This window comes from Streptomyces sp. NPDC048254, from assembly GCF_043201895.1.
In the GTDB taxonomy this organism is placed as follows: Bacteria; Actinomycetota; Actinomycetes; order Streptomycetales; family Streptomycetaceae; genus Streptomyces.
On the sequence record NZ_JBICZJ010000007.1, the window covers coordinates 193,252 to 212,166 of the forward strand.

General features: G+C 70.7%; 16 protein-coding genes. 12 read left to right on the plus strand and 4 right to left on the minus strand.

Going from position 1 to position 18,915, the window contains the following annotated elements:
• The first annotated feature begins 149 nt into the window (after nt 1-149).
• The 6 genes from ACGFZQ_RS21280 to ACGFZQ_RS21305 all read left to right on the plus strand — a co-directional run bounded on the left by ACGFZQ_RS21280 (nt 150) and on the right by ACGFZQ_RS21305 (nt 5,686).
• Nucleotides 150-776: a helix-turn-helix domain-containing protein gene (locus ACGFZQ_RS21280; RefSeq protein WP_351735910.1), complete on the plus strand. Its 627-nt coding sequence runs from the start codon at nt 150-152 to the stop codon at nt 774-776.
• Between the two features lie 323 nt (nt 777-1,099).
• The gene (locus ACGFZQ_RS21285; protein ID WP_393841627.1) at nt 1,100-2,722 is read left to right on the plus strand and encodes a sensor histidine kinase; all 1,623 of its coding nucleotides are present in this window, start codon (nt 1,100-1,102) and stop codon (nt 2,720-2,722) included.
• Nucleotides 2,719-3,126, plus strand: a complete 408-nt coding sequence (locus ACGFZQ_RS21290) for a roadblock/LC7 domain-containing protein (protein ID WP_351700336.1) — start codon at nt 2,719-2,721, stop codon at nt 3,124-3,126. The genes ACGFZQ_RS21285 and ACGFZQ_RS21290 overlap by 4 nt, the downstream gene beginning before the upstream one ends.
• Nucleotides 3,123-3,551: a DUF742 domain-containing protein gene (locus tag ACGFZQ_RS21295; RefSeq protein ID WP_351735906.1), complete on the plus strand. Its 429-nt coding sequence runs from the start codon at nt 3,123-3,125 to the stop codon at nt 3,549-3,551. The genes ACGFZQ_RS21290 and ACGFZQ_RS21295 overlap by 4 nt, the downstream gene beginning before the upstream one ends.
• Nucleotides 3,532-4,152 carry an ATP/GTP-binding protein gene (locus ACGFZQ_RS21300; RefSeq protein WP_351735904.1) on the plus strand — a complete coding sequence of 207 codons (621 nt, stop codon included), beginning with the start codon at nt 3,532-3,534 and terminating at the stop codon, nt 4,150-4,152. Before ACGFZQ_RS21295 ends, ACGFZQ_RS21300 begins: the two co-directional genes overlap by 20 nt.
• Before the next feature lie 22 nt (nt 4,153-4,174).
• Nucleotides 4,175-5,686, plus strand: a complete 1,512-nt coding sequence (locus ACGFZQ_RS21305; protein WP_393841628.1) for a cytochrome P450 — start codon at nt 4,175-4,177, stop codon at nt 5,684-5,686.
• 9 nt (nt 5,687-5,695) lie between these two features.
• Here ACGFZQ_RS21305 and ACGFZQ_RS21310 read toward each other — a convergent pair whose 3' ends face one another.
• Both ACGFZQ_RS21310 and ACGFZQ_RS21315 read right to left on the minus strand, forming a co-directional pair.
• Entirely contained in the window at nt 5,696-6,643 is a 948-nt protein-coding gene (locus ACGFZQ_RS21310; RefSeq protein WP_393841629.1) for an RluA family pseudouridine synthase, read from the minus strand.
• Between the two features lie 110 nt (nt 6,644-6,753).
• The gene (locus ACGFZQ_RS21315) at nt 6,754-8,289 is read right to left on the minus strand and encodes an amino acid permease (protein ID WP_393841811.1); all 1,536 of its coding nucleotides are present in this window, start codon (nt 8,287-8,289) and stop codon (nt 6,754-6,756) included.
• A gap of 203 nt (nt 8,290-8,492) precedes the next feature.
• On the opposite strand from ACGFZQ_RS21315, the gene ACGFZQ_RS21320 reads away from it, so the two are divergent.
• The 3 genes from ACGFZQ_RS21320 to ACGFZQ_RS21330 all read left to right on the plus strand — a co-directional run bounded on the left by ACGFZQ_RS21320 (nt 8,493) and on the right by ACGFZQ_RS21330 (nt 11,074).
• Nucleotides 8,493-9,125 (plus strand): PadR family transcriptional regulator, encoded by a 633-nt coding sequence (locus tag ACGFZQ_RS21320; protein WP_393841630.1) that lies wholly within the window; start codon nt 8,493-8,495, stop codon nt 9,123-9,125.
• Between the two features lie 168 nt (nt 9,126-9,293).
• Complete coding sequence (locus ACGFZQ_RS21325; protein WP_393841631.1) at nt 9,294-10,301, plus strand: ABC transporter ATP-binding protein; 1,008 nt, start codon at nt 9,294-9,296, stop codon at nt 10,299-10,301.
• Nucleotides 10,298-11,074, plus strand: coding sequence for an ABC transporter permease (locus ACGFZQ_RS21330; protein ID WP_351735892.1), 777 nt, complete (start codon nt 10,298-10,300; stop codon nt 11,072-11,074). Before ACGFZQ_RS21325 ends, ACGFZQ_RS21330 begins: the two co-directional genes overlap by 4 nt.
• A gap of 89 nt (nt 11,075-11,163) precedes the next feature.
• Here the strand turns inward: ACGFZQ_RS21330 and ACGFZQ_RS21335 are convergent, their stop codons facing one another.
• A complete protein-coding gene (locus ACGFZQ_RS21335) occupies nt 11,164-12,012 on the minus strand; it encodes a siderophore-interacting protein (RefSeq protein WP_393841632.1) in 849 nt (282 codons plus the stop codon).
• A gap of 115 nt (nt 12,013-12,127) precedes the next feature.
• Entirely contained in the window at nt 12,128-13,057 is a 930-nt protein-coding gene (locus ACGFZQ_RS21340) for a 5'-3' exonuclease H3TH domain-containing protein (RefSeq protein ID WP_393841812.1), read from the minus strand.
• A 218-nt stretch (nt 13,058-13,275) separates the two neighbouring features.
• Here ACGFZQ_RS21340 and ACGFZQ_RS21345 point away from each other — a divergent pair, with 218 nt between their 5' ends.
• The 3 genes from ACGFZQ_RS21345 (at nt 13,276) to ACGFZQ_RS21355 (ending at nt 18,723) form a co-directional block, all read left to right on the plus strand.
• Nucleotides 13,276-14,349, plus strand: coding sequence for a glycine betaine/L-proline ABC transporter ATP-binding protein (locus ACGFZQ_RS21345; RefSeq protein ID WP_393841633.1), 1,074 nt, complete (start codon nt 13,276-13,278; stop codon nt 14,347-14,349).
• Nucleotides 14,342-16,129: an ABC transporter permease/substrate binding protein gene (locus tag ACGFZQ_RS21350; protein ID WP_393841634.1), complete on the plus strand. Its 1,788-nt coding sequence runs from the start codon at nt 14,342-14,344 to the stop codon at nt 16,127-16,129. Before ACGFZQ_RS21345 ends, ACGFZQ_RS21350 begins: the two co-directional genes overlap by 8 nt.
• Nucleotides 16,130-16,590: 461 nt before the next feature.
• Nucleotides 16,591-18,723, plus strand: coding sequence for a zinc ribbon domain-containing protein (locus ACGFZQ_RS21355; RefSeq protein WP_393841635.1), 2,133 nt, complete (start codon nt 16,591-16,593; stop codon nt 18,721-18,723).
• Nucleotides 18,724-18,915: the final 192 nt, after the last annotated feature.

Below are 18,915 nucleotides of genomic sequence, written 5' to 3' on the forward strand. Positions count from 1 at the left end.
TCTGTCGCCCAACAGAAATTAGGGGCGGGCCGGGTCCGGGGCGTTGCCGTGGCGTTCCGGCCCGGTTACCGAGGGCTCACCGGGGGAGTGCGGCCCGGCTGCCGGGCCGTGGTGATCGTCGTGCGGTGCCGTGTGCGAGGATCGAACGCATGGGGACGAGCAGTGGCCGCCGGGTCGGCCGGCCGCGGGCGGCGCAGCGGCCGGACAGCGGCCTGGACCCGCGGGCCGAACTGCTCGTGGCCGCGGCCGAGTTGTTCACCACGCGCGGCTACGCGGCCACCACCACCCGGGCCGTCGCCGAGCGGGCGGGCATGCGGCAGGCGTCGATGTACCACTACGTCTCCGGCAAGGAGGAACTCCTCGCCGAGCTCCTTGAGTCCACCGTCACGCCGTCGCTGGACTGTGCGCGTGAGCTGCTCGCCGACGACGTGACCCCGGCCGAGGAGCGGCTGCGGGCGCTGTGCCGGGCCGACGTGGAGCTGCTGTGCACCGGGCCGTACAACCTCGGCGCGCTCTACCTGCTGCCCGAGGTGCACACCGAGCGGTTCGCCGGGTTCCATGCCGTGCGGGCCGAACTCAAGGACGCCTACCGGCAGCTGATCGCCGCGACGGCCGCCGGCGGGGGGCTCGCCAAGGGTGAGCTGGAGCTGCGGACCGACCTCGTCTTCGGGCTGATCGAGGGCGTCATCCTGATCCACCGCTCCGAACCGGAACGCCCCGTCGACGAGTTCGCCCGCGCCACGGCCGACGCCGCACTGCGGATCGCGGGGGTCTGAACCGGGCGGAGGTTTCGGCTCGGAGGACTGTTTCACCCATCACGGTGAGTCATCTTCGTACGCCTGTACGTCGTCACGTAACGTGTGCGAACACATGCCGTGCGTACAAAACGACTGAGGGTACTCCAGTCGTTTGGGTGTTTTCAGGTGCTTGCCGAATATGACACGGCGTTGATCCGGTCGGACTAAGCTCGCCCGCGGCGCACCGAGTTGAGATGAATTCGGGCGCCTGTTCCCAATCATACGGAAGATCCTGACTGCTCCATGAACCTTCCCCCCACGAACTCCCCCGACACCCAGCCGATTCGTCTCAGAAGGCATACATGGTGAGTGTGCAATCGCCTCCCAATGGCCGTGAACTTTCCCTGGCGCGGGTGCTGTTGCTGCCCGCCATACTGATGGCCGCGGCGACCGCCGCAGCCGTCCTCCTGGTGGCGGAGCGCGCCCGGACCGCCGTCGGCGTGTGCGGGGCCGTCGGCATGCTGCTGGTGCTCGCGACGGCGGCGGAAGCGGTACGCCGCGGCCGTAGGCTCCAGGACGCCAAGGCCGAGCACGCCCGTCACAGCGCGTATCTGGAACAGCGTCTGACCACGAGCGACCAGGAGATCGAGCGCCTCGGCAAAGAGGTGTTCCCGACCGCGCTCTACCGGCTGAAGGCCGGCGAGTCCCCCAAAGAGGTGATTCGCCAGGTCTTCGATCTCGACCCCCGGCTGCGCCACGCCCCCGAGTCGCAGCGCCGGCTGATCCGCACCATGCTCGACATCGTCGACGAGGAAGACCTCCAGCGCGACTCCCTGGAGCGCTCGTTCGTCAGCGTCGCCCGGCGCGTCCAGGCCATCGTCCACCAGCAGGCACACGAACTGCGGGAGATGGAGGAGGACCACGGCCGCAACCCCGAGGTCTTCGACGACCTGCTCCGCATCGACCACGGCACCGCGCTGATCGGACGCCTCGCCGACTCGGTCTCCGTCCTCGGCGGCGGCCGCCCCGGCCGTCAGTGGCCCAACCCCGTCGCCCTCTACAGCGTGCTGCGCGGCGCCATGTCCCGGATCCTGGAGTACCGGCGCATCGAGCTGCACTCCATCTGCCAGGTCAACATCAAGGGCACCTCGGTCGAACCGCTCATCCACGCGGCCGCCGAACTCCTCGACAACGCCACCCGCTACTCCCCGCCCTCCACCAAGGTGCACGTCACCGCCGTCGAGGTGCAGTCCGGCGTGTGCATCGAGATCGAGGACGCCGGCGTCAGCCTCAACGAGGAGGCCCGCGGCCGGATCGAGGGCATGCTGGAGAAGGCCAAGCAGGGCAAGGACATCCAGGTCCTCGGCGAGAACCCGCGCCTGGGCCTCTCCGTCGTCGGCCGCCTCTGCACCACGTACGACATGGACGTCTCGCTGCGCGCCTCGGCGTACGGCGGTGTCCGGGCCGTCCTCATCGTGCCCAGCGACATGATGACCACCGACCCGGCCCCCGGCATCGCCCACGGCATCGGCGCCACCGGCATCCCGAAGCCCGAACTCGGCGCCCTCGAAGGCCCCAAGCGGCCCCCCAAGAAGCGCCGGCCCACCAGCCCCCGCATCCCCGCCGGGATCTCCATGGAGGACGACGTCCCCGAGGTCACCGAGTGGACCGCGGGCGGACTGCCGCAGCGGCGCAGCCGGATGAAGACCCCGCTCAGCCAGCGGCTCGCCGAACAGGCCGCCATCGAGCGCGCCGAGCGCGAGGGCACCCCGACCATCTGGTCGCAGCACAAGGAAGCCGAGCCCGAGCAGCCGGAGCCGGAGCGCCGTGAACCCGGCCTCTGGGTCGAGGCCTTCTGGGAGGGGCTCAAGAAGAACAACCCGGGTGTCCACCCCACCGACTTCACCCGGAACCCGACCAAGTACCTGCACCTGATCAACGACCAGGCCGGCCCCGAAGCCGACGACGAGGGGGACCTCAAGTGATCCAGCAGCGAGGCAACTTCGACTGGATGCTCAAGCAACTCGCGGACGGCGTACCGGGCGTCGAGATGATCGTCGTGCTCTCCGCCGACGGACTGCGCATCGCCCGGCACGGCGGCGACCCCGACGCCGCCGACCGGCTCGCCGCCGCCTGCGCCGGAGTGCAGAGCCTGGCCACCGCCGTCGCCCAGGAACTCCCGATCAGCAACGGGGACATGAACCTGGTCCTCATCGAGATCGACCGGGGCTACTTCTACCTCATGTCCGCCGGCGCCAACGCCTACCTCGCGGTGCTCGCCGACGTGACCTGCGAACCCGGCCGGATGAGCGAGATGATGCGCGACCTCGTCGTCCGCATCGGCGCCCATCTCACCAGTCCGCCCCGGCGGAACGGGCAGACCGTATGACTCCTCCGCAACGCAAACGGCGTCAGCCCAGGCCGGAACACCAGCCGCCACTGCTCCCGCCCACGCCGCCGGTCCCCGAGAACGGCGGCGAGGACGGCGACAACAAGAACCCCGAGCGGCTCTACGTCATCAGCGGCGCCGACGGCGCACGGGCCGAACTCGACCTGGTCACCTTAATCGTGGCGCGCGCCGACCCACCGCCCTCGGTCACACCGGAGCAGGCGGCGCTGCTCCGGCTCTGTCTCGCCCCCCTGTCCGTGGCCGAGCTCTCGGCCTACCTCAATCTGCCGTTCAGTGCGATGACGGCACTGATCACCGAGCTGATCACGGCCGAACTGGTGCAGGCGCGAGCCCCGATCGTCCGCCAGGCGCTCCCCGACCGTTCACTTCTCGAAGCGGTGATGCATGGACTTCAAAAGCTCTGAAACGATCCCCGGCCCCCGCACCGAGGATCAGCTGCCGCACACCGCCCAGGCCGCGGTGAAGATCGTGATCGTGGGCGGTTTCGGAGTCGGCAAGACCACCATGGTCGGTTCCGTCAGCGAGATCAGACCGCTGACCACCGAGGAGACCATGACCCAGGCCGGCATCGGGGTCGACGACAACTACGGCTCCGACTCGAAGACCGCCACCACCGTGGCCATGGACTTCGGCCGCATCAGCATCACCGATCAACTGGTCCTCTACCTCTTCGGCACCCCTGGCCAGGAGCGGTTCTGGTTCCTGTGGAACGGCCTGTTCGAAGGCGCCCTCGGTGCCGTCGTCCTCATCGACACCCGGCGCCTGGAAGTCAGCTTCGACGTGATGGGACGCCTGGAGGAACGCGGGGTGCCGTTCGTCGTCGCCGTCAACTCCTTCCCGGACGCACCCCGTTACCCCATCGAGGAACTGCGCACCGCGCTGGACCTGTCCCCCGAGATCCCCATCCTGGAGTGCGACGCCCGCCGCCGGGCCTCCAGCCGGGACGTCCTGATGACCCTGGTGCGCTTCCTGCACTCGCTCGCCATGTCCGGCGCGCTCACCTGACACCCCCACCGGAGCGATCACTGTGACGCCTGAATCCCCCTCCCCGGCCGGCGCCAGCACGGACCCGGCCCCGCCGCCCGGCTGCCCGGCGCACGACCGCGGACCCGGCGGACTGCAACGGCTCTACGGCGCCGACGCCGACCACCTGGGCGAGCTGTACGAGAAACTGCGCGAGGAACACGGCGCGGTGGCCCCCGTCCTGCTCCACGACGACGTGCCGATCTGGGCGGTCCTCGGACTCACCGAGAACCTCCAGATGGTCCGCACCCCCGCCGTCTACACCCGCGACAGCCGCATCTGGACCCCGCTGCGGGAGGGCATGGTCAAACCCGACCACCCGCTCATGCCGCACATCGCCTGGCAGCCGATCTGCTCGCACGCCGAGGGCGACGAGCACCTGCGGCTGCGCGCGGCGGTCCAGGGCGCCATGACCACCATCGACCACCGCAGCATCCGCCGTCTCATCGGCCGCTACACCCAGCTGCTGGTCAACGAGTTCTGCGAGAGAGGCCGCGCCGAACTGGTCTCCCAGTACTCCGAGCACCTGCCGATGGCGGTCATGTGCGAACTGCTCGGCATGCCCGAGGAGTACAACGAGCGGATCGTGGAGGCCACCCGGGACGCGCTCAAGGGCACCGAGACCGCGATCGCCAGCAACGAGTACGTCATGGGCTGCCTGACCCGGCTCACCGCCCGCCGCCGGGCCCGCCTCGAGGACGACTTCACCAGCCACCTCGTCAACCATCCGGCCGGACTCAACGACGACGAGGTCGCCCAGCACCTGCGGGTCGTTCTCTACGCCGCCTACGAGACCACCGCCAACCTCCTCGCCAACGCGCTGCGCATGGTCCTCACCGAGCCGGGCTTCCGCGCCCAGCTCAACGGCGGCCAGATGACGGTGCCGGAGGCGATCGAGCAGTCCCTGTGGGACGAACCGCCGTTCAGCACGGTCTTCGCCTACTTCGCCAAGCAGGACACCGAGCTCGGCGGCCAGCGCATCCGCAAGGGCGACGGACTGCTGTACGCGCCCGCACCGGGAAACGTCGACCCACGCGTCCGCCCCGACCTGAACGCCAACATGCAGGGCAACCGCTCCCACCTCGCCTTCGGCGGCGGCCCGCACGAGTGCCCCGGTCAGGACATCGGCCGTGCCATCGCCGACGTCGGGGTCGACCAGCTGCTGACCCGGCTGTCCGACATCCAGCTCGACTGCGACGAGGAGGAGCTGCGCTGGCGCGCGTCGATCGCGTCCCGGCACCTGGTGGAACTGCCGGTGCGCTTCGACCCGAAGCCCAAGCAGGACGTGACGCTCATGCCGAGCCCCGCGCTGGTCCCGCCACAGCGCTCCGACTGGCAGGTCGGCACCACCCGCCCGGCAGCGCCGGCACCGGCCCCCGAGCCCCGGCCGACCGTGCCCCGGCCGGAACCCGTGGTCCCGGCCGCGCCGTCGCCCGCGCCGTCGCTCACGCCCGAACCGGCGGCCAGGCCGCGCGGCATCTGGCCCCGGCTGCGCCGCTGGTGGCTCGGCCACTGACGGGCCTGGCTAGAGACCGGCCCAGTCCTCGTACGACTCCCAGGCCCGCAGCGTCCGCCCGCTGCACAGCCGGTGCTCCACCCCCGTGACCGGATCGGTGAACTCCAGCCTCCGCGCCAGCAGTTGCAGCGGACGCCGGAAGTCACCGGCCGGCACGGGGCCGGTCACCTCGGGATACAGCGGATCCCCGAGAATCGGCACGCCCAGCGCGCTCATGTGGACGCGCAGTTGATGGGTCTGCCCGGTGTGCGGGGTGAGCCGGTACCGGCCCAGGTCGCCTCTGCGTTCGACCAGTTCGACGAGGGTCTCGGCGTTGGGCTTCCCCTCGATCTCCCGGGCCGCCAGTACCCCGCGCTCCTTGAGGATCCGGCTGCGCACGGTCCGGGGAACGGCGAGCGAGGGGTCGTACGGCGCGATCGCCTCGTACTCCTTGCGCACCCGCCGCTCGCTGAACAGCCTCTGGTACGCGCCGCGCTCCGCGGGCCGCACGGTGAACAGCACGAGCCCGGCGGTGAGCCGGTCCAGCCGGTGCGCGGCCCCGAGCGCGGGGATCCCCAGCTCCCGCCGCAGCCGGGCGAGGACGGTCTCGGTGACGTGACTGCCGCGTGGGGTGGTGGCGAGGAAGTGCGGTTTGTCGGCGACGACGAGGTGGTCGTCGCGGTGCACGACTTCGAGGGGGAAGGGGACGGGGACCTCGGGGGGCAGATCGCGGTGGAACCAGAGGCGGAGGCCGGGGGTGTAGGGCGTGTGGGCGGCGACGGGGTGCCCGTCGGCACCGACGACGAGCCCCGAGTCCAGCATTTCCGCGACGACGCCGGGCGCGGCTCCGGAGAGCCGCGCCACGAGGTATTCACCGACGGTGTCCCACTCGTCGGAGACGGGCAACCGCACCCGAACGGGGTCTACCCCTTTGTGCTGGGGAAGGGGGGAGGGCGGAATGCTGGTCTTGCGTCTCATTTGCAGCCAAGGGTAAGCGGGGCATGCCATCTTTGGGGGCGCGGGGCTGTGTCGATATGCGGCTCCGCCGCGTGGGCGCGACCAGCCCCCACAAACCGGCACCCGACCGGCTACGCCACAGCCTCCGGCACAGCAACCGCACTTCGAGACTCCGCCCGGGTGAGCCTCCAAACGCCGCCCACCACGACAGTTCCGACCAGGAACAACACGGTGAACCACCGGAAGTACCAGTGGCCCCCACTGGGGTCGTACACCGCCCCCCGAGGCCACGCCAGATTCACGCTCATCACCAGCCCGTACAGCAGCGCGACCGCGTTGACCGGCACCCCCCACCGCCCCAGCGAGAACAACGGCGCCCCGGTCTCGTCCGTCCCCTCGACACGGAACTCCCCCCGCAGCCGCCGCACCAGCAGCGGCCCGGTGACCATCGCATACGCCAGATACAGCATCACGATGCACGTCGTCCCGATCGCCAGGAACGCGTCCGGAGAGGCGAAGTTGAGCAGCAGCAACGCACCGGCCAGCACCCCCACCACCACGGCCGGCGCCCCCGGCATGCCCGTACGGGGATTCACCCGCGCCAGCCGGCCGGCGAACGGCAGTTGCCCGTCACGCGCCATGGAGAACAGCATGCGCGAGGCCGCCGTCTGGATTGCCAGCGTCGCCACCGCGATGGCCACCACCACGTCGGCCAGCAGCACCCGCCCCACCCCGTCGCCGAGACTGCTGGTCAGGACGTAGCTCAGCCCGTCCACTCCCAGCCGCCCGTCGGTCAGGCTCGGCGCGGCCAGCAGGCCGCCGAGGACGACCAGCCCGCCCAGCAGCCCCGCCGCCCCCAGCGCCGTGAGGATCGTGCGCGGCGCCGTCCGCCGCGGCTGGTGCGTCTCCTCGCTCATCTCGCCGGCGCTGTCGAAGCCGATCATCACGTACGCGGCCGTGAACGACCCGACCAGCAGGGCGCCCAGCAGGCCACCCTCGGCGGCCGTCCCGGTGTGGAACGTGATGCCGGGGGAGCGCTTGGAGTGGGTGAGCAGCAGCACGATGATCAGGACCGCGCCGATGATCTCGGCGGTCACCCCGACCCGGTTGACGACGGACATCACGCGGTTGTCCATGATGTTCACGAGGGTGGTCAGGACCAGCAGGACGACCCCCAGGACGGCCGCGTTGGCGGCTCCGTCGGCCGAGGTCGGCGCCGCGTCCGTGCCGATGAGCTGGAAGCCGGACCAGAGCGCGGGCAGCACCATCTGCAGGGCCAGCGCGGCCGCCGCGACCACCACGATCTGCCCGATCACCATGATCCAGCCGGCGAACCAGCCGAAGGACGGGTTCGACAGGCGTGAGGACCACTGGTAGATCGCGCCGGAGATCGGATAGCGCCCGGCGAGCTCGGCGAAGCAGGCGGCCACCAGCAACTGGCCGATCAGCACGGCCGGCCAGGCCCAGAAGAAGACCGGGCCGCCGAACGCGTACCCGAAGGCGAAGAACTGGAAGACGGTCGTCAGTACGGAGATGAAGGAGAACCCGGCGGCGAACGAGGCGTACCGGCCGAGGCTGCGGTGCAGCTCCTGGCGGTAGCCGAACTCCTCCAGGGAGTGGTCGTCGGACTCCTTCAGGGAGCGGTCGTCGGTGGTCGTCACGGCGATACCTGCCTGTCAGGCGGATTTCCTGTCGGGCGACAGAAATTAGGGACGCGCTGTTTCGACGGCGTCACACCGGCATGTCCGGGGCGGGCCCAAGTCCTCACGCTCTTGCGGAGCTCCTCCAGACGCGATACATCGTGTGTGTTGACGTTGTTGTGAGGACGCGATATGTTCGGGTACGGATATTCGGAGACGGGGTGGTCAACATGGCGGTGAAGCGGCGCAAGCTCGGCAATCCTCTGGCGCTCGTCGTGCTGACGACCCTCTGGCAGAAGCCGATGCATCCGTATGAGATCGCCCAGACCATGCGCCGTCAGGGCAAGGACACCAGCACCCGGATCAACTACGGCTCGCTCTACACGGTCATGCAGAACCTGGAGAAGCACGGCTTCGTCGAGGTGGCCGACGTGGAGCGGCAGGGCAACCGCCCGGAGCGCACGGTCTACGGCATCACCGACGCCGGGCGCGAGGAGGCGGTCCACTGGCTGTCCGACCTGATGGCCGTCCCGGTCAAGGAGTACCCGATCTTCGAGACGGCGCTCTCGCTGATGGGCGCCCTGCCGCCGGACGAGGTCGAGCGCCTGCTGGAGGAGCGGCTGAGCTCCCTGGAGGTGGAGGTCGCCGGCGGCCGGGCCGTGCTGGAGAAGCTGCACGAGACACTGCCCCGACTGTTCGTCGTCGAGGTCGAATACCACCTGCACATGTTGGAGGCGCAGACCGAATGGGTCCGCGGCTTCGTGCGGGAGATGAAGGACGGTTCGCTGCCGGGCGTCGAGAGCTGGCGCCGGTTCCACGAGACCGGCGAGTTCCCGCCGGAGTTCACGGAGGCGGACCAGTAAGAGAAACAGACCCCGGCAGAGCTGTTGCAGCAGCTCCGCCAGGGTCTCGAACCCCGAGCTGAACCCGCCGTGAGGCAGATCCGGGCGATCGAGGTGCGGCACACCCAGGATAGCCCGGCACTCCTCAGGCGGATCAGCTGTCATCCGCTCATTCAGGAGAGCCCTGTCATGAACACCCGTGCGCCCGCAGTGCAGGCGCGCCAGCTGGTCAAGACCTACCCCGGTGACGTCACCGCGCTGAACGGCATGGACGTCACCGTCGAACCCGGCACCGTCTTCGGGCTCCTCGGGCCCAACGGCGCCGGCAAGTCCACCACCGTCAAGATCCTCACCACGCTGGCCCGCCCCGACTCGGGCACCGCCACCGTGGCCGGCCACGACGTGCTGCGCCATCCGGACCGGGTGCGCCGGGCGATCGGCGTGGTCGCCCAGAACTCCGGCGCCGACCCGGTCGCCACCGGCCGGGAGAACCTCCAACTCCAGGGCAGGCTGTACGGCTTGCGCGGGGCCGGGCTGAACCGCCGGGTCGAGGAGCTGCTGGACCGCTTCACCCTCACCGAGGCCGCCGGCCGCCCGGTCAAGGGCTACTCCGGCGGTATGCGGCGCCGCCTCGACGTGGCGCTCGGCCTGGTCCACCGGCCCGAGGTGCTCTTCCTCGACGAGCCCACCACCGGTCTCGACCCCGAGGCCCGCACCGCGATGTGGGACGAGATCGGCCGGCTGGCCGGCCAGGAGGGCCTGACCATCCTGCTCACCACGCACTACCTGGAGGAGGCCGACCGGCTCGCCGAGCGGATCGCGATCGTCGACCGCGGCCGGGTCGTGGTCGAGGGCACCCCGGACTCCCTCAAGGGCGAACTGCGCGGCGACGCCGTCCATGTGGAGCTGCGCGAGGCGCCCGGGGAAGCCGGCCGGACCCTGCTCACCGGCGCCCTGACCGGGCTGGCGGGTGTGCACGAGGCGCTGTTCGACGGCCGCCGGATCAGCGCCCGCGCCGACGACGGGGCCGCGGCGATGCCGGCGCTGCTGGCCGCCCTGGAGCGGGCCGGGGTGGCCGTGGTGGCCGCGACCGTCGCCCGGCCCTCCCTCGACGACGTCTATCTGCGCTACGCGGGCCGCCGTTACGCGGAGGCCGACACCACCGACTCCCTCGCCCTGGCCGGAGGTGCCCGATGAGCAACGCCCTGTCCCAGACCTGGTACATGACCCAGCGCCAGCTGCTGGTCTTCGCCCGCCAGCCCGCGTTCGCCGTCATCACCCTGATCCAGCCGGTGATCTGGCTGTTCCTGTTCGGCAACCTCTTCAAGAAGGTCGTCGAGCTGGGCGGCTTCGGCACCACCAGCTACCTCGACTACCTGGTGCCGGGCGTGGTCGTGATGAGCGCCCTCAGCTCCAACATGTGGGCGGGCATGGGCACCCTGGAGGAGATCCAGCGCGGCACCCTGAACCGCTTCCTGACCACACCGGTCAGCCGGGCCGCGCTGATGAACGGCAACGTGGTGAACAACGGCCTGGTCACCGCCGGCCAGTCGCTGATCATCGTGCTGCTCGGCCTGCTGGGCGGCGCCGACTACCCGGGCGGGATCGGGGGGATCGCGGTCCTGGTGGTGGCCGCCGTACTGCTCGGCACCGTCTTCGGGGCACTGTCCAACGCGCTCGGCATGCTGGTGCGGGAGCGGGAGTCGATCATCGGGATCAACACCTTCCTGCTGCTGCCGCTGACCTTCCTGTCCAGCGCGTTCATGGCACCGTCCCAGATGCCCGGCTGGATGCGGCACATTGCCGACTTCAATCCGCTCAACTGGGCGATGGTGGCCGGGCGTTCGGCGATGTCGGCGGATCCCGACTGGGGTGCGGTGCTGGGCCGCGGCGGCGCACTGCTGGCGCTGGCGGTCGCGGCCGTGTGGCTGTCGATCAGAACGTTCCGGTCGTACCAGCGATCGGTGTGACCGACACGGGACCGGCGGCACCCGCGGGTGCCGCCGGTCTCCATGGCGCACGGGCTCGGCCGGCCGTACGGTCTCGTGGCCTCGCGGTGTCAGGCGGCGGCCGCCCCGCCGCCCTCCTGCTCCGCCTCGATACGGGCGTTCCAGTCACGCTTGGAGGCCTGCCAGCCGTCCTCGTTGTGGCCGAGGCGCCAGTAGCCGGAGATCGACAGGTCCTCGCGCGGGATCTGGCGCTCGACGCGCAGCAGGGCCCGCAGGTCCTTCACGAAGCTCGCCTCGCCGTGGACGAAGGCGTGCACCCGGCCATCCGGGAACTCCATCCCCCGTACGGCCTCGACCAGGGCCTCGCCGACGGGCCGCGCGCCCCGGTGCAGCCAGACCACCTCCACGTCGGAGTCGATCTTCTGCTCCTCCTCGGGGCCGGAGATCTCGATGAAGGCGAAGGTCTTCGCCCCGGCGGGCAGGGACTCCAGGGAGCGGGCGATCGCGGGCAGCGCGCTCTCGTCACCGGCGAGCAGATGCCAGTCGGCCTCCACGGCCGGGGCGTAAGCGCCACCGGGGCCCATGAAACGCACGGTCTCGCCGGGCTGGACGCGGCACGCCCAGGGGCCGGCCAGGCCCTCGTCGCCGTGCACGACGAAGTCCAGGCTCAGCTCACGGCGCTCGGCGTCCCAGGAACGCACCGTGTAGGTCCGGGTCACCGGCCAGTGCTCGCGTGGGAACTCGGCGCGGATCCGCTCCACGTCGAAGGGCTCCGGATAGGTGATGCCCTCCGGCCCGAAGAGGAGTTTCACGTAATGATCGGTGCAGGTGTCCGCGGCGAAGCCGGCCAGTCCGTCACCGCCGAGAACGACGCGCTGCATATGCGGGGTCAGCCGTTCGGTGCGCACCACCTGGGCGGAATGGGGCTTGCGCGGCTTACGTCCCGGGCGCTCAGCCATGACCGACCTCCCTGCTCCATTGGTTAGGTTTGCCTAAGTTAGCATCTCCTTCGTAGTTAACACCTCTTCCATGAACACTTGATGAGCATGTTTTGCCGGAACAATTCTCCGACACTCAGCCGCCGAGTGTCAGCAGCAGCCGGTGCAGCGAGCCGCCCAGCCCCCAGCGCGCCGACAGCGCGTCCAGCCGGGCCGGATCGCGCGGAGCCTTCGGCAGGGCGGTGTCGACGTCCGGCAGCGGGACGTCCCCGGCGACCCGGACCACCGTCGGCGCCACGGCCACATAGGGCCGGGCCTCGTCCAGCCGTTTGCGCTGCGACGGTGTGAGCCTGGCCTTCGGGTCGTCGACGGCGGCCATGATCCCGGCCAGGTCGCCGAACTCGGCGAGCAGCTTGGCGGCCGTCTTCTCGCCGATGCCCGGCACCCCCGGCAGGCCGTCGCTCGGGTCGCCGCGCAGCAGCGCCAGATCCGCGTACCCGCCTCCGTCCACCCCGTACTTCTCGCGCAGCCACGCCTCGTCCGTCATCTGCAGCGTGCCGACGCCCTTGAGCGGGTACAGCACCCGCACCCCGCGCCCGTCGTCCACCAGCTGGTAGAGGTCACGGTCGCCGGTGACGATGTCGACCGGGCCGTCGGCGCGTGCGGTGAACGTGCCGATCACGTCGTCCGCCTCGTAACCCGCGACGCCGACCCGGGCGATGCCGAGCGCGTCCAGCACCTCCTCGATGACCGGCACCTGCGGGGAGAGGGTGTCCGGCACCTCCTCCTCGTCCGGTCCCGTCGCGCGCTCCTCGGCGACCCGGTGGGCCTTGTAGGAGGGGATGAGGTCGACCCGCCACTGCGGCCGCCAGTCGGCGTCCATACAGGCCACCAGCCGGTCCGGACGGTGGTCCTTGACCAGCCGGTCGATGAAGTCCAGCAGCCCGCGCACGGCGTTCACCGGCGTGCCGTCCGGCGCCCTCACGGAGTCCGGGACGCCGAAGTAGGCGCGGAAGTACAGCGAGGCGGTGTCGAGAAGCATCAGTCGTGCGGTCACGCCTCGCATCATGCCGTACGGCACTGACGGCGCCAGGTCGCTCCGCGGCCGTACGGCACCGACGGTCACCGGGTCTCCGTGCCGGGGTACGGCTTGTGGAGACCTCGTGACCTGGCCCACTTGTGCGTTTGACCTGCGCGGACCAGGGCAGGCGCGGCTTCTGTCCCATGCCCCCGAGGTGCCGGGCCCCGCGTTTCCAGGGCTTGGCGCCCCCGAGAGAGGTTCGCGTGTCACCCAGGCTAGAGACCGAGCACCTGTACAAAGTCTTCGGCAGACGACCGGACACCGCCGTGGAGCGGCTTCGCGACGGAGCCGACCGGGAGGAGTTGCGGGCCGACGGCACCACCGCCGCCGTGATCGACGCCTCCTTCCGGGTCGACCCCGGCGAGATATTCGTCGTGATGGGCCTGTCCGGCTCCGGCAAGTCCACCCTGCTGCGCATGCTCAACGGCCTGCTGGAACCGACCGCGGGACAGGTCCGCTTCGACGGCCAGGACCTCACCGCGCTCACCGACCGCGAACTGCGCGAGCTGCGCTCGAAGAAGATCAGTATGGTCTTCCAGCACTTCGCGCTCTTCCCGCACCGCAGCGTCCGCGACAACGCCGCCTACGGCCTGGCCGTGCAGGGCGTGCCCCGCGCCGAGCGCGCTCGCCGCGCCGACGAGGCGCTCGCCCTGTGCGGCCTGGCCGGCTGGGAGGACTCCTGGCCCGACGAGCTGTCCGGCGGCATGCAGCAGCGCGTCGGCCTGGCCCGCGCCCTGGCCACCGACGCCGATCTGCTCCTCATGGACGAGTCGTTCAGCGCCCTGGACCCGCTGATCCGCCGCGACATGCAGGACCAGCTGCTGGAACTGCAGAAAACGCTGAAGAAGACGATCGTCTTCATCACCCACGACCTCAACGAGGCCATGCGCCTGGGCGACCGCATCGCCGTGATGCGCGACGGACGCATCGTCCAGACCGGCACCGCCGAGGACATCCTGCTGCGGCCCGCCGACGACTACGTCGCCTCCTTCACCCAGGACGTCGACCGCTCCCGGGTGCTGACCGCCGCCGCCGTCATGGACACCGACGTGACCGGCGACGAGGCGAACTGCGGCTGCGCCACCGCGACCCCGGACACGCCGTTCACCGAACTGTGCGCGCTCAGCGCCCGGTTGGCCCACCCGGTCGCCGTCCTGGACCGGGACAACGCTGTCGTGGGCGTCGTACCGCGAGCGCGTCTGGTCGGGTTCCTCGCGGAGGACACGGGCGAACCCGTCGTCTGCGACGGCGGAGAGAAGGTGACCGCCCGTGCCTAGGCTCCATCTCGGCGACTGGGTCGACTCCGGTGTGAACTGGCTGGTCGCGCACATGTCCTGGCTCTTCGACGCGATCCGCGCGGTCGTCGAGGGCATGTACGACGGCATCGACGGCGTCCTCACCGCCCCCGCACCCCTGCTGCTGGCGGGCATCTTCGCGGTCCTGGCCTGGTGGCTGCGCGGACTGACCGCGGGCGTCCTGGCCTTCGCCGGCTTCGCCCTCGTGGACTCCCTCGACCTGTGGGACCGCGCGATGTCCACCCTGGCGCTGGTCCTGGTCGCCACGGTGATCGCACTGGTCATCTCGGTGCCGCTGGGCATCTGGGCGGCCCGCTCCAGGGCGGTCAGCGCGACCGTACGACCGGTCCTGGACCTGCTCCAGACCATGCCGTCGATGGTCCTGCTCATCCCGGCGATCCTCTTCTTCGGCCTGGGCACCGCCGCCGGCGTGATCGCCACCCTGATCTTCGCGCTGGCCCCCGGCGTCCGCATGACCGAGCTGGGCATCCGCCAGGTGGACGCCGAACTGGTCGAGGCCGCCGAGGCGTTCGGCACCACACCCCGCGACACCCTGCTGCGCGTCCAGCTGCCGCTCGCGCTGCCGACCATCATGGCCGGCGTCAACCAGGTGATCATGCTGGGCCTGTCGATGGTCGTCATCGCCGGCATGGTCGGCACCGGCGGCCTCGGCGGCGCCGTCAACGAGGCCATCGGCCAGCTCGACATCGGCTTCGGCTTCGAGGCGGGCGTGGGCATCGTCGTCCTCGCCATCTACCTCGACCGGATGACCAGCGCGCTCGGCACCCAGCTGTCCCCGCTGGGCCGCCGCGCCGCCGCCAAGGTCCGCCTCACCCCGTGGACCTACCGCCCCCGCCCGGCCGTCGCCGTCGTCGGTGTGGTCGTCCTCGCCCTGGTCGCGAGCGGTCTGGGCATCTTCGGCTCCTCGTCCGACAGCACCCCTGCCTCCGCCACGAACATCGGCCAGGGCAAGGAGATCAAGATCGGCTACATCCCCTGGGACGAGGGCATCGCCTCCACCTTCCTCTGGAAGGAACTCCTGGAGGAGCGCGGATACAAGGTCACCACCAGCCAGTACGCGGCCGGCCCCCTCTACACCGGCCTCGCCACCGGCCAGCTGGACTTCGAGACCGACTCCTGGCTGCCCACCACACACGCCGAGTACTGGAAGAAGTACGGCAAGCAGCTCGACGACCTCGGCTCGTGGTACGGCCCCACCTCCCTGGAGCTGACCGTCCCGTCGTACGTGAAGGACGTGAACTCCCTGGCGGACCTGAAGAACCACGCCTCGGAGTTCGGCGGGAAGATCGTCGGCATCGAGCCCAGCGCCGGCATGATGGGCCTGCTCAAGTCCAAGGTCCTCAAGGCATACGGCCTCGACGGCAGCTACCAGGTCGTCGACGGCTCCACGCCCGCCATGCTCGCCGAGCTCAAGCGGGCCTACGCCAAGCGGCAGCCGATCCTGGTCACCCTGTGGTCCCCGCACTGGGCCTACAGCGACTACCAGCTCAAGAAGCTGAAGGACCCGCAGGGCGCCTGGGGTTCCGGCGACGGCGTGCACACCCTGTCCCGCAAGGGCTTCGTCGGGGACAACCCCGAGGTCGGCACGTGGCTCAGGGACTTCTCGATGACGGAGCAACAGCTCACCGGCCTGGAGGCCGCGATCCAGAAGGCCGGCCAGGGCAAGGAACAGGACGCGGTCCGGGCCTGGCTGAAGCGCAACCCGGGACTCGTCGACAAGTGGGCGCCGATCCGGAAGTGAACTGGGCGGGCCGCCGCCCGAAGCCGCACCGCCGGTGTGGCGAAGCCCACCTCTTCCGGCCCGCTTCGGGCGGGGCCGGGGCCCGTAGTCTCTGACGCCCCGGTCCCGCCCGTTCCTGTGAGCAGCCCGTGATCCGCAGGGTCTTCGACTGCTGGGTGTTTGGCTTGAGCAGGCTGGTTGATGCTGCTTCGTGTCATCAGCGCGGATCTTCTGGATCTGCCACCGTTTTCGCCCTGTTTGGTCATGGATTCCGTAAGCTTCGAGACTTGTGGGTGTTCGCCGTCTCGTCCTCGTCGGATGTCGTCGATCGTGTGCCTCCCTCGCTTCTCCGGTCTTCCCGCCCCCTCAACGTGCGGGAGGGTCGTGTCTTTGTGTGATGGTCGGTCGTTAGGTCGATCGGAGTGCCGGGATGCGGCCGCTGAAGATGACTGGACACGTGGTGGAAAGGCGGGGTGGTGGGCATGGCCAGGCTGATGGCGACGGCCACGTGCACCGCCTTCGCCGGTGTCCTGGAGGCCAGTGGTGAGCGGGTCGGCCGACGGGTCCTGCTGGAACGGGTGGGTTTTCTGGCGGAGTTGAGCCGGACACTGACCGGCGCGTTGGTGGCTTCCCGGTGGGATGAGGAGTCCCTGGACGTGCTGGCCGCCGGGGTGGACGAGCGGGGCGAGAAGCTGCCGTCCAAGGGGTGGATGGCGATGCGCCGTCTGAACTGGCCGCAGGCTGTGCCGTCCCCGGCTGGGGTGTATGTCTCGGACCGGGTGCGGCGGGGCGTGGAGGAGTATGCCGCGCGTACTCTGCGGCTGGCCCTGCACCGGCGGACCATCGTGGCCGCGGTCCTGGAGGCCTGGCCGGCCGATCCGAGCCGTCACACGGAGGCAAAGTGGGCGGCGCTGCGTGGGCTGTTGCCGGCTGGGGTGAGCGGTGCGGAGATCCGCAACCGCACCCGGCAGGTCCGCGCGTACGTGGCCGGGCACGGATGCCTGCCCGCCGGGCTGTGCGCCCTGGAGGATCCGCCGCAGATTGCTCCCCAGGTGCTGCTGGCGGCGATGGACGGCCAGCAGGTCACCCTGGCCCGGGTGGATGCGGCCAGTGCCCGGCTGCGGGTCAAGCTCCCCCTGCGGGCGGTCCCCGCCACGGGCCGCGACTGGGCCTGGCATGTGATCGACATCCGGCTGCCCCGCACTGTCACGCCGGACGCTGTACTGCACACTCCGACCCTGCGTCCCACCCGCACCGGCCGGATCGCCGTCGACCTGCCGCACTCCCGGCCCGTGACGGCCACCAAGACGGGCGGGCACACGATCGCGCTCGGTTTCGACTGGGGCGTCAACCCCCTGCTCACCGGAACCCTGGGCCGCCTGACCGGACGCGGCGCCACCCGCCGGGTGGTCACCGACGGGCGTCCCCTGGTCTTCGACGCCACCACCGTGAGTGCCGCCCTGCACCGGCTGCGCGGCCACCGCGAGCACCTGGCCGCCAAACGCGACCACCACCAGGCCCTCGCGGACGGGCTCGGCTCCCCACACCTGCGCCGGCCCGAACACCTCGACCGGGCCCGGGTGCTGGAGGCGGAGCATGTGCGGGTGTGTGCCCGGATCCGGCAGCTGAATGCCGCGCTGGCCTGGGCGGCGGCCCGCTGGGCCGTCGACCAGGCGGCAGCGCTCGGCGCCAGTGTCATCTACCTCGAAGACCTCGCGACTCTGGAAGCGCGTGGCCACCGGCGGGGCAATGCCCGGCTGTCCGGGCAGGTGCGCGGCACGGTGGCCGAGGCGATCCGGCATCTGGCCGTGAAGGCGGGTATCGCGGTGGTCACCGTTCCGGCCCGGGGTACCTCCAGACTGTGTCCGGGTTGCCTGGGCACGCTCACCCACCACCCCGCGCCCGACCGGCTGCACGAGCGGGGCTGGAAGTGGGCGCACTGCGCGAGCTGCGGGCTGTCGATGGACCGCGACCAGGCCGCCGCCCGCCGGATCGTCTCCCGAGGCCTGCTCGCCCAGGCCCACACCACCACCGACCGCTCCACCGGCACCCGGAATATCCGCACCACGGTGGAGGGCATGGTGGCTCTGGTCCGCCGCCCCAAGAAGAGCACCCGCCGCCTGCGCCGCCAGCGCCACGCGGAGATGGCCCCGCCCCGCCCGCGCGGGCCGAAGGCCACCCCAGGCAAGGGGTATCCCACGCCCAGCAGGCCGAGCAGCCCCCGGTACTCCGCCGCAGGCACCGGCCCGGGCCAGAAGACTTCCCGCCGTATGCCCGATGTGCGTACGGTCCCCGCCACCACCCCCACCGGGATGGTTCAGCGTCCGGCGGGGCATGACACCACGACACCAGCCCCCGTTTCCGGGCCGGTGCCAGGTCATGGAGTACCCGCACCCCACCCGATCGCGGAAGACCCTCTTCGATCCGGCCGGATGCGGCTCTCACGCAGAACCTGTCGACGACGCACCCGCGCCGCCGAGCGGACCGGCTTCCACCACCTGCACGCCACCGAAGTCCACCCCCTCACCCCGAGGATCGGACCACCGGACAGCGACCGCACACGGCCACGCCGCGCCCGAAAAGCCCGGAAACCCCAGGCACACACAGAGTTCTAGAGACGCTTCTGCCTCTCCTGCTGTTGCTGACGGCCGCCGTGGCCGTGCCGCAGTTCTCCGAGGCGAGCCCGGACCCGGCGTCGGTCGCCACCGCCCGGTTCGAGGCGCTCGCCGGGGACGTGACACGGGCGGACGGCGCGGTGTTCGACGCCCGGGACGACACCGGCCGGACCATGGACACCGCCGAGATCA

Excerpts from the sequence above, each read along its gene's own strand:
- ACGFZQ_RS21280 (WP_351735910.1), top strand. The coding sequence starts at position 150 with ATGGGGACGAGCAGTGGCCGCCGGGTCGGCCGGCCGCGGGCGGCGCAG.
- ACGFZQ_RS21285 (WP_393841627.1), top strand. The coding sequence starts at position 1,100 with ATGGTGAGTGTGCAATCGCCTCCCAATGGCCGTGAACTTTCCCTGGCG.
- ACGFZQ_RS21295 (WP_351735906.1), top strand. The coding sequence starts at position 3,123 with ATGACTCCTCCGCAACGCAAACGGCGTCAGCCCAGGCCGGAACACCAG.
- ACGFZQ_RS21300 (WP_351735904.1), top strand. The coding sequence starts at position 3,532 with ATGGACTTCAAAAGCTCTGAAACGATCCCCGGCCCCCGCACCGAGGAT.
- ACGFZQ_RS21310 (WP_393841629.1), bottom strand. The coding sequence starts at position 6,643 with ATGAGACGCAAGACCAGCATTCCGCCCTCCCCCCTTCCCCAGCACAAA.
- ACGFZQ_RS21320 (WP_393841630.1), top strand. The coding sequence starts at position 8,493 with ATGGCGGTGAAGCGGCGCAAGCTCGGCAATCCTCTGGCGCTCGTCGTG.
- ACGFZQ_RS21325 (WP_393841631.1), top strand. The coding sequence starts at position 9,294 with ATGAACACCCGTGCGCCCGCAGTGCAGGCGCGCCAGCTGGTCAAGACC.
- ACGFZQ_RS21330 (WP_351735892.1), top strand. The coding sequence starts at position 10,298 with ATGAGCAACGCCCTGTCCCAGACCTGGTACATGACCCAGCGCCAGCTG.
- ACGFZQ_RS21335 (WP_393841632.1), bottom strand. The coding sequence starts at position 12,012 with ATGGCTGAGCGCCCGGGACGTAAGCCGCGCAAGCCCCATTCCGCCCAG.
- ACGFZQ_RS21340 (WP_393841812.1), bottom strand. The coding sequence starts at position 13,057 with ATGCGAGGCGTGACCGCACGACTGATGCTTCTCGACACCGCCTCGCTG.
- ACGFZQ_RS21355 (WP_393841635.1), top strand. The coding sequence starts at position 16,591 with ATGGCCAGGCTGATGGCGACGGCCACGTGCACCGCCTTCGCCGGTGTC.